9 protein-coding genes are annotated in these 9,339 nt (G+C 61.3%); 6 read left to right on the top strand and 3 right to left on the bottom strand.

Annotated elements, in window-relative coordinates; genetic code table 11:
• Positions 1 to 84 precede the first annotated feature (84 nt).
• From fdrA to WFM46_RS13380, 5 genes are read left to right on the top strand one after another with little or no spacing between them, the layout of a single operon-like run.
• Positions 85 to 1,626: an acyl-CoA synthetase FdrA gene (gene fdrA / locus WFM46_RS13360; protein WP_336997801.1), complete on the top strand. Its 1,542-nt coding sequence runs from the start codon at positions 85 to 87 to the stop codon at positions 1,624 to 1,626.
• The gene (locus tag WFM46_RS13365; protein WP_180209179.1) at positions 1,626 to 3,041 is read left to right on the top strand and encodes a DUF1116 domain-containing protein; all 1,416 of its coding nucleotides are present in this window, start codon (positions 1,626 to 1,628) and stop codon (positions 3,039 to 3,041) included. Before fdrA ends, WFM46_RS13365 begins: the two co-directional genes overlap by 1 nt.
• An 11-nt stretch (positions 3,042 to 3,052) precedes the next feature.
• Positions 3,053 to 4,606, top strand: a complete 1,554-nt coding sequence (locus WFM46_RS13370; protein WP_336997802.1) for a xanthine permease — start codon at positions 3,053 to 3,055, stop codon at positions 4,604 to 4,606.
• Entirely contained in the window at positions 4,603 to 5,550 is a 948-nt protein-coding gene (locus tag WFM46_RS13375; RefSeq protein WP_336997803.1) for a carbamate kinase family protein, read from the top strand. The genes WFM46_RS13370 and WFM46_RS13375 overlap by 4 nt, the downstream gene beginning before the upstream one ends.
• Positions 5,551 to 5,603: 53 nt before the next feature.
• Positions 5,604 to 6,992 carry an amidohydrolase family protein gene (locus WFM46_RS13380; protein ID WP_336997804.1) on the top strand — a complete coding sequence of 463 codons (1,389 nt, stop codon included), beginning with the start codon at positions 5,604 to 5,606 and terminating at the stop codon, positions 6,990 to 6,992.
• A gap of 60 nt (positions 6,993 to 7,052) precedes the next feature.
• On the opposite strand, the gene WFM46_RS13385 is transcribed toward WFM46_RS13380, so the two are convergent.
• Positions 7,053 to 7,655, bottom strand: coding sequence for a short chain dehydrogenase (locus WFM46_RS13385; protein ID WP_336997805.1), 603 nt, complete (start codon positions 7,653 to 7,655; stop codon positions 7,053 to 7,055).
• A 98-nt stretch (positions 7,656 to 7,753) separates the two neighbouring features.
• On the opposite strand from WFM46_RS13385, the gene WFM46_RS13390 reads away from it, so the two are divergent.
• Positions 7,754 to 8,641, top strand: coding sequence for a LysR substrate-binding domain-containing protein (locus WFM46_RS13390; RefSeq protein ID WP_180210676.1), 888 nt, complete (start codon positions 7,754 to 7,756; stop codon positions 8,639 to 8,641).
• A 27-nt stretch (positions 8,642 to 8,668) separates the two neighbouring features.
• Here WFM46_RS13390 and WFM46_RS13395 read toward each other — a convergent pair whose 3' ends face one another.
• Both WFM46_RS13395 and WFM46_RS13400 read right to left on the bottom strand, forming a co-directional pair.
• Positions 8,669 to 8,800 carry a hypothetical protein gene (locus WFM46_RS13395; RefSeq protein WP_336997806.1) on the bottom strand — a complete coding sequence of 44 codons (132 nt, stop codon included), beginning with the start codon at positions 8,798 to 8,800 and terminating at the stop codon, positions 8,669 to 8,671.
• 29 nt (positions 8,801 to 8,829) lie between these two features.
• Positions 8,830 to 9,339 (bottom strand): Ail/Lom family outer membrane beta-barrel protein (locus tag WFM46_RS13400; RefSeq protein ID WP_336997807.1); only part of this gene is annotated, 510 nt, incomplete at its 5' end.

Below are 9,339 nucleotides of genomic sequence, written 5' to 3' on the forward strand. Positions count from 1 at the left end.
CGCTGGCCTGAAATAAAAATAGCTCTTCCCATCATGCCTTCGGGCGTGATATGGCCCCCTTTTGCCCGCATTCAGGAGGACGTAATGCCCACCAAAATCGTGATAAGAAAGAATACCTATTTTGATTCTGTTTCGCTGATGTCGGTTTCCACCAAAGCCAACAAATTGCCCGGCGTGGAGCAGGCCTTTGTTGCTATGGCCACCGAAATGAATAAAGGCGTATTAAAAAATCTCGGTCTGCTGACGCCGGAATTAGAAGACGCCAAAAACGGCGATCTGATGATCGTCATTAAAGGTGAGGCCGCCAACGACGAGACGCTGGCCGCCATCGAGGCGCTGTTTACCCGCAAGGAGCGCGCAGGCTCACACGAATCGCGCTACGCCACGCTCGCCAGCGCCAAAACCCACCGCCCGGACGCCAACCTGGCGGTGATTTCGGTCAACGGCACCTTTGCCGCCCGCGAGGCGCGCCAGGCGCTGGAGAACAACCTCAACGTGATGCTCTTCTCGGATAACGTCTCCCTCGACGACGAACTGGCGCTCAAGCAGCTGGCCCATGAAAAAGGGCTGCTGATGATGGGGCCGGACTGCGGCACCGCCATCATTAATGGCGCCGGGCTCTGCTTCGCCAACGCGGTCCGTCGCGGCTCCATTGGCATCGTTGGCGCCTCCGGCACCGGCAGCCAGGAGCTGAGCGCGCGCATCCACGAATTCGGCGGCGGCATCTCCCAGCTGATCGGCACCGGCGGCCGCGATCTGAGTGAAAAAATCGGCGGCCTGATGATGCTGGATGCTATCGCCATGCTGGAAGCGGACGAGGCCACCCAGGTCATCGCCCTGATCTCCAAGCCGCCAGCGCCTGCGGTGGCCGAGAAAGTGCTGGCCCGCGCCCGCGCCTGCCGCAAACCGGTCGTAGTCTGTTTCCTCGGGCGCAACGAGCCGCCTGCCGATGAAGCGGGATTACAGTTTGCCCGCGGCACCAAAGAGGCGGCGCTGAAGGCGGTGCTGCTCACCGGCATCAAAAAAGAGTCCCTCGATCTGCACCCGCTCAACTGGCCCCTGATTGAAGAGGTGCGCACCCGTCTCACCCCGCAGCAGAAGTACATTCGCGGCCTCTTCTGCGGCGGCACCCTGTGCGACGAAGCGATGTTCGCCGCGCTGGAGAAATATGACGAGGTCTACAGCAACATCCAGCCGGACCCGGCTAAGCGCCTGAAGGACATCAGCGTCAGCCAGGCCCATACCTTCCTCGATTTCGGCGATGACGATTTCACCAATGGCAAACCGCACCCGATGATCGATCCGACCAACCGCATCAGCCGCCTGTTGCAGGAGGCACGCGATCCGGAGGTAGGCGTGATCGTGATGGATTTCGTCCTCGGCTTTGGATCGCATGACGATCCGGTAGGGGTGATGATCGAGGCGATCCAGGAGGCGCAGGCGATCGCGAAGGCCGATCACCGGCCGCTGGTCATCCTCGGCTATGTGCTTGGCACCGACCAGGATCCCCAGTCGCTGGCGCAGCAGTGCCAGCGGCTCACCGACGCGGGCGTCATCTGGGCCAGCAGCAGCACCAACACCGGATTACTGGCACGTGAATTTGTCTTCAAAGGAGAGAAAGCCTGATGACCACCTTATTTAACCAGCCGCTGAACGTCATTAACGTCGGCATCGCCCTGTTCAGCGACGATCTGAAGAAGCAGCACGTCCCGGTCACCCATCTCGACTGGACCCCGCCGGGGCAGGGCAATATGCAGGTCGTTGAGGCCCTCGATCAGCTGGCAGAAAACTCGCTGGCGGAGAAAATCGCCGCGGCTAACAAGGTTGCGCTGGAGCGCATTATCCAGTCCCATCCGGTGCTGGTGGGCTTTGATCAGGCGATCAACGTCGTGCCAGGGATGACCCGCACCACCATTCTGCACGCCGGCCCGCCGGTGGCCTGGGAGAACATGTGCGGGGCGATGAGAGGGGCGGTCACCGGTGCGCTGGTATTTGAAGGCTTAGCCAGAGATCTGGAAGAGGCGGCGCAATTGGCCGCCTCAGGCGAGATCACCTTCTCGCCGTGTCACGAACACGACTGCGTGGGGTCGATGGCGGGCGTCACCTCGGCGTCGATGTTTATGCATATCGTCGAGAACAAAACTTACGGCAACCGCGCCTTCACTAACCTCAGCGAGCAGATGGCGAAGATCCTGCGCATGGGGGCCAACGACCAGAGCGTTATCGACCGCCTGAACTGGATGCGCGACGTGCTCGGCCCGATGCTGCGCGACGCCATGAAGATCATCGGCGAAATCGACCTGCGCCTGATGCTGGCCCAGGCACTGCACATGGGTGACGAGTGCCACAACCGTAATAACGCGGGCACCACGCTGCTGATTCAGGCGCTGACGCCGGGGCTGATCCAGGCGGGCTACCCGGTAGAGCAGCAGCGCGAGGTGTTTGAGTTTGTCGCCAGCAGCGACTACTTCTCCGGCCCAACCTGGATGGCGATGTGTAAAGCCGCGCTGGATGCTGCCCACGGCATCGAGTACAGCACTGTGGTCACCACCATGGCGCGCAATGGCTACGAGTTCGGCCTGCGCGTTTCCGGCCTGCCGGGGCAGTGGTTCACCGGTCCGGCTCAGCAGGTGATTGGCCCGATGTTCGCGGGCTACAGGCCGGAAGACTCCGGGCTGGATATCGGCGACAGCGCCATCACCGAAACCTACGGCATCGGTGGCTTTGCCATGGCGACGGCCCCGGCGATTGTCGCCCTGGTGGGCGGCACGGTGGAAGAGGCCATCGACTTCTCCCGCCAGATGCGCGAGATCACCCTCGGCGAAAACCCGAACGTCACCATTCCGCTGCTCTCGTTTATGGGCGTTCCTACCGCCATCGACATCACCCGCGTGGCGGGCAGCGGTATTCTGCCGGTCATTAACACCGCCATTGCCCATAAAGATGCGGGCATCGGCATGATTGGTGCCGGGATCGTTCATCCGCCGTTTAGCTGTTTTGAAAAGGCGCTGTTGGCCTTCCGCGATCGCTACTTCCTTTAAGGTAAGCATCCATGAAAAGCATGAAACTGGAGTGGAAAAGAGGTGACTGGGCGGCGTACTTCGGGTTGATGACCAACAACCTGACGAACCTGCTGACCATGATGGGGCTGCTCATTTTTGTCGTCGGCATCCCGAAAGAGATTGTTTATGGACGTATTGCGCCAGCCTTCGGGCTGGCGGTGCTGGTGGCGAGCATCTGCTACGCGTGGTTTGGTTTACAGATGGCGCGCCAGACCGGGCGTAACGACGTGACTGCGCTGCCGTCGGGGCCGAGTGCGCCCTCGATCTTCACCGTCACTTTTCTGGTGCTGATGCCGGTCTACCAGCAGACCGGTGACGCGGATTTCGCCATCCAGATTGGTCTGGTGTGGTGCTTCGTGGAGGCGATGATCCTCGCGGGCGGTTCCTTCCTCGGCGAAACCATCCGCAAGATGATCCCGCGTACCGTGCTGCTCTCGTGCCTCTCCGGTCTGGGTCTGCTGCTGCTGGCGATGAACCCGATGTTGCAGGCGTTCGAAGCGCCGACGGTCTCCTTTATCGTCCTGCTGCTGATCTTCATCAACTGGTTCGGCAAAAAGCCGATCTTCGCCCGCATCCCCACCGGTCTCCTGCTGCTGATCGCCGGTACGGCCCTGGCGTGGATCTCCGGCCTGCAAAGCCCGGAAGCGATCAAGGCGTCGATGTCCTCCTTCGGCTTTAACCCGCCGGAAGTGCATATCGACAGCTTTATGCAGGGCCTGCCACATGCCCTGCCGTATCTGGCCTCTGCCGTGCCGCTGGGGCTGGCCAACTACATCTTTGACCTGGAGAACATCGAAAGCGCCCACGCGGCGGGGGATGAGTACCCGACCCGCAAGGTGATGCTGGCCAACGGGCTCTCGTCCATGCTCGGCTGCCTGATGGGGAACCCGTTCCCGGTAACGGTCTACGTCGGCCACGCGGGCTGGAAAGCGATGGGGGCCAGCATCGGCTACACGCTGGCCTCCGGCGTCACCATGTTCATCGTGCCGCTGTTCGGGCTGGGAGCCTTTATGCTCGCCATCATCCCAATGACCGCCATTGTGCCGATTCTGGTCTTTATCGGCGTGGTTACCGCCAACCAGGTGGTGAGGGAGACGCCCAAAGTGGAGGTGCCCGTCATCTTTATCTGTCTCTTCCCGTGGATCGCCAACTGGGCGCTGACCATGATGAACAGCGTGATGGGCGCGGCGGGCACCAACGCGGCGAAAATCGGCACCGACGTGCTGCACAGCAAGGGCATTTACTACGAAGGGCTGATGCACCTGGGTAACGGCGCACCGCTCGCCAGCATGCTGTGGGGCTGTATCGCCATCTTCGCCATCGTCAACAAGCCGTTGCGCGGTGCCGTTGCCGCTGCGGTCGGTGCGCTGCTGGCGCTGTTCGGGGTCATCCACGCCCCGGTGGTGGGCTTTGCTGAGGGCAGTTCGCTGACCTTTGTGCTGGCTTACCTGATGATGAGCGGCATGTTTGTGCTGAAGCATGTTCTGGATAGCCGCGAAGCGGCAAGCGCGACGTCGGGCACCGTTATAAAGGACAACGTATGAAAGAGCTTATGGTCGTTGCCATTGGCGGCAACAGCATTATCAAAGATAACGCCAGCCAGTCGATTGAGCACCAGGCGCAGGCGGTGAAAGCGGTGGCCGAGTCGGTGCTGGAGATGCTGGCCTCGGACTACGACATCGTCCTCACCCACGGCAACGGCCCGCAGGTGGGGCTGGATCTGCGCCGCGCCGAGATTGCCCACGAGCGGGAAGGGCTCCCCCTGACCCCGCTGGCGAACTGCGTGGCCGATACCCAGGGCGGCATCGGCTACCTGATCCAGCAGGCGCTCAACAACCGCCTTGCCGCCCGCGGGGAGCAGAAAGCGGTCACGGTGGTCACCCAGGTGGAGGTGGATAAAAACGATCCTGGCTTTACCCATCCTGCCAAGCCCATCGGGGCGTTTTTCAGCGAGACGCAGCGCGATGAGCTGCAACGCGCCCATCCCGACTGGCATTTCGTCGAGGATTCCGGGCGCGGATACCGCCGGGTGGTGGCCTCGCCCCAGCCGCTACGCATCGTTGAGGCGGATGCCATCAAGGCCCTGACGCAACAAGGCTTTGTGGTGATTGGCGCGGGCGGTGGCGGCATTCCGGTGGTGCGTACCGAACAGGGCGACTACCAGAGCGTGGATGCGGTGATCGACAAAGATCTCTCTACCGCGCTGCTGGCGCGTGAGATCCGCGCCGACGTGCTGGTGATCACTACCGGGGTGGAGAGAGTGTGCATTAACTTCGGCAAGCCAGACCAGCAGGCGCTGGACACTGTCAACGTGGCGCAGATGACGCGCTATATGGAAGAGGGGCACTTCCCGGCGGGCAGTATGCTGCCGAAAATTGTGGCCTCGCTGGAATTTCTGCACCACGGCGGCAAGCGGGTGATCATCACCTCGCCGGGCTGCCTGCCCGCAGCCCTGCGTGGTGAAACCGGGACCCATATTGTGGCTTAACCCTGGCGGGCTTCCCGCCCGCTGTGTGAATGCGTAAGTAAAAAGACAAGACAATGAGTGAGAATAAAAGCCGCCGGGAGTTTCTCAGCCAGAGCGGCAAAATCGCCACCGCTGCAACCGCCTGCGCCCTGTTTGGCACTGCTGGCTCCGTCGCGTATGCTGCTGACACCGCAAAAGCGACCTGCGAGACGGGCAAATCGATGAACATCACCGCGACACACTACTATCTGGACAACGTGCTGCTGGAGGCCGGGTTTAACGTCGACGGCGACGTGGCCGTCAGCACCCGCACCGAACTGAAAACGCTGGAGATCAAGGACGGCAAGATCGCTGCCCTGCGCGACAACAACAGCCACGCCGACGCCACGCTGCCGCACTACGATGCGGGCGGCAAACTGCTGTTACCGGCGATGCGCGATATGCACATCCATCTGGATAAGACCTTCTACGGCGGCCCGTGGCGCTCGCTCAACCGCCCGGCGGGCACTACCCTTCAGGATATGATCCGCCTGGAGCAAAAGCTGCTCCCGGAGCTGCAACCTTATACCCAGGAGCGGGCGGAAAAATTGATCGACCTGATCCAGTCGAAGGGCTCCACCATCGCCCGCAGCCACTGCAATATCGAGCCAACCTCCGGGTTAAAAAACCTGGAAAATTTACAGGCGGTACTGGCCCGGCGTAAACCCGGGTTTGACTGTGAGATTGTCGCCTTCCCGCAGCACGGCCTGTTGCTCTCAAACTCTGAAAAGCTGATGCGTGAGGCGATGCAGGCCGGGGCGCACTACGTCGGCGGGCTGGATCCCACCAGCGTTGACGGCGCGATGGAGAAATCCCTCGACCTGATGTTCCAGATTGCGCTCGATTACGACAAAGGGGTGGATATCCACCTGCACGAAACCAGCCCGGCGGGCGTGGCGGCGGTGAACTATATGGTGGAAACCGTGGAGAAGACCCCGGCGCTGAAGGGCAAGCTGACCATCAGCCACGCCTTTGCGCTGGCGACGATGAACGCGCAGCAGGTGGATGAGATCGCCATCCGCATGGCGGCGCAGCAGGTGACGATCGCCTCTACAGTACCGATTGGCACGCTCCACATGCCGCTCAAGCAGCTGCGTGACAAAGGCGTGTTTGTCATGACCGGGACCGACAGCGTGATCGACCACTGGTCGCCGTATGGCCTGGGGGACATGCTGGAGAAAGCGAATCTCTACGCCCAGCTCTACATCCGCCCGAACGAGCAGACGCTCTCCCGCGCGCTGGGTATCGCCACTGGTGACGTGCTGCCGCTGAACGACAAAGGCGAACGCGTATGGCCGAAGGCGCAGGATGCCGCCAGCTTTGTGCTGGTGGACGCCTCCTGCTCCGCCGAAGCGGTGGCGCGCATCTCCCCGCGTACCGCGACCTTCCATAACGGGAATCTGGTGTGGGGCACGGTAGGGTGATGTGAAGCCGGTTTTGTAGGCCGGGTAAGGCGAAGCCGCCACCCGGCAACTGCAAACGGCTTAATACCCTACCTGATACACCCGTCCGCTCTGGACCCCTTCCACGCTGCGGCGATAGGCCTGGGCGACCGTTGCGGCGGGCACGCTTTCGAAGCCCGGGAAGAAACCGTCGTAGGCTTCAGCCGATTCGGTGAGTACCGTCGGGCTAATCAGGTTGATGCGGATCCCGCGCGGCAGTTCGCAGGCGGCGGCGCGGACAAAGCCTTCCAGCGCGACGTTTACCGTGGTGGCATTCACCCCCTGGGCGATAGGCTCGTGGGCGACGATGCCGCTGATCAAAGTGATCGACCCGCCCTCATTCAGATAGTGCTGCCCGGTGAGCGCCAGCCGCACCTGGCCCAGCAATTTGTCCTGCAATCCCTGGTTAAACTCGCTGTCGGTCATGGTCGACAGAGGGCCAAAGTGCAGCCCGCCGCTGGCGGAGACAATCGCATCCACCGGACCGATCTTTTCGAACAGCGCCTGCACGCTGGACTGGGAGGTGATATCCACCTGATGATCGCCTTTCGTGCGACCCACGCGAATGACTTCATGACGACGACTCAGCTCTTCTGTAACGGCCTGACCGACCGTACCGCTAGCACCAATAATGACGATTTTCATAGCCGACTCCTCTGTGTTGTGAGCCTTGATTGTTTAACAAACCAGAGAGCGGATAAACTGGGCTAAAGTTAGATCATTATTAACCAGAGGTTTGCAATATGGATAAGCTTCGCGGCATGGAGACCTTTATCGCGGTGGTGGAGAGCGGCAGTTTTACCGGTGCCGCCGCCCGGCTGGAGATGTCGGCGGTGATGGTCGGGAAGTATATCGCCTGGCTGGAGGCGCAGCTTGGCACCCGGCTGCTGGAGCGCAATACCCGCCGCCAGAGCCTGACTGACGCCGGGCGGGTCTGGTTCGAAGAGGCAAAGCGGGTCATTGAGCAGGTCGCCATCGCTGAACGTTCAGTGGAGCGTCTGCGTACCGCGCCCGCGGGCACGCTGCGGGTGACTGCGCCCACCTCGTTCGGCGGGTGCGTGATTGCCCCGCTGACTGCCACCTTTTTGCAGCGTTTCCCGGAGGTGCGCGTCGAGCTGGATCTCACTAACCGGATGGTCGATCTGGTGGAGGAGGGGGTGGACCTGGCGATCCGCATTGGCGACATCCACACCGAGGATCTGGTAGCGAAATACCTCTGCCCGTACCGGATGGTGATCTGCGCTGCCCCGGACTATTTAGCCCGCCACGGCACGCCGCAAACGCCGGACGATCTGGTGGAGCATCTCTGTCTCTCCCATACCGTCTGGACCGCACGCAACGAGTGGCGGCTGCCGGGAGTGGAAGGGGAGGTGCGCTGGAAGCGCGATGCGATCCTGCGCTGTAACGACGGCTACGGTCTGCGGATGGCGGCGATTGCCGGCGCGGGATTGCTGTTGCAACCGGAGGTGCTGGTGGCGGATGAGCTGGCGAATGGACGGCTGATACGTGTTTTAGAAGGTTACACACCACAACCCCGACCGGTGCACCTGTTATGGCGTCAGGATCTACGTCCGTTGCCGAAGTTAACCCAATTTATTGCGCATATTATGCAGGCACAGTGCGGTTTGTAACGCCCGGCGGCGCTGTGCTTGCCGGGCCTACAAAACCTTCAGACCGTAGGCCGGGTAAGGCATCGCCGCCACCCGGCACAACCGCACTGACCCGTAGGCCGGGTAAGGCATGGCCGTCACCCGGCACAACCGCACCGGATCGTAGGCCGGGTAAGGCATGGCCGTCACCCGGCATCAGGCCGCACCAATTAAAAACGGTAACCTACGCCCACATTCCAGCCGTCGATCCCGTAATCATCACCCAGGTCGGCCGTGGTGCCTTCGTAACCGACGTGGATCGCCAGCTCAGGCGTTGGGTTGAACTGTACGCCCGCGCCGTAAGCGAAAGAGGTGGATTTCTCATCGATGCCGTCACGCTGGGTATAGTTGTCGCCGCCGTTCACCCAGGTGGTGTGGCCGTCTGCTTTCACGCGTGCCACGCCGCCCAGCGCATACAGGGAGACGAAATCATTAAGGCGATACGCCGGGCCTGCCATCAGAGAGTAATATTTCACTTCGATGTGGTTTTTAATGGAGTCGGAAGCGAGATAATAATGCTCGTCCTGATCGCCGCTCATATAGGTAAATGAACCCATCAGGCTGACCGGGGAATCCCACTCGTAGCGATACTGAACGTTTACGCCGCGGATATTTTTAAAGTCTTCCACGTTACTCTGCGCATAACCCACAGAAACGGTCTGATTATCCGCCAGAGCAGC

The organism is Leclercia sp. M50 (assembly GCF_037150775.1).
Classification (GTDB): Bacteria; Pseudomonadota; Gammaproteobacteria; order Enterobacterales; family Enterobacteriaceae; genus Enterobacter.

Excerpts from the sequence above, each read along its gene's own strand:
- fdrA (WP_336997801.1), top strand. The coding sequence starts at position 85 with ATGCCCACCAAAATCGTGATAAGAAAGAATACCTATTTTGATTCTGTT.
- WFM46_RS13370 (WP_336997802.1), top strand. The coding sequence starts at position 3,053 with ATGAAAAGCATGAAACTGGAGTGGAAAAGAGGTGACTGGGCGGCGTAC.
- WFM46_RS13380 (WP_336997804.1), top strand. The coding sequence starts at position 5,604 with ATGAGTGAGAATAAAAGCCGCCGGGAGTTTCTCAGCCAGAGCGGCAAA.
- WFM46_RS13385 (WP_336997805.1), bottom strand. The coding sequence starts at position 7,655 with ATGAAAATCGTCATTATTGGTGCTAGCGGTACGGTCGGTCAGGCCGTT.
- WFM46_RS13395 (WP_336997806.1), bottom strand. The coding sequence starts at position 8,800 with ATGCCTTACCCGGCCTACGATCCGGTGCGGTTGTGCCGGGTGACGGCC.
- WFM46_RS13365 (WP_180209179.1), top strand. The coding sequence starts at position 1,626 with ATGACCACCTTATTTAACCAGCCGCTGAACGTCATTAACGTCGGCATC.
- WFM46_RS13375 (WP_336997803.1), top strand. The coding sequence starts at position 4,603 with ATGAAAGAGCTTATGGTCGTTGCCATTGGCGGCAACAGCATTATCAAA.
- WFM46_RS13390 (WP_180210676.1), top strand. The coding sequence starts at position 7,754 with ATGGATAAGCTTCGCGGCATGGAGACCTTTATCGCGGTGGTGGAGAGC.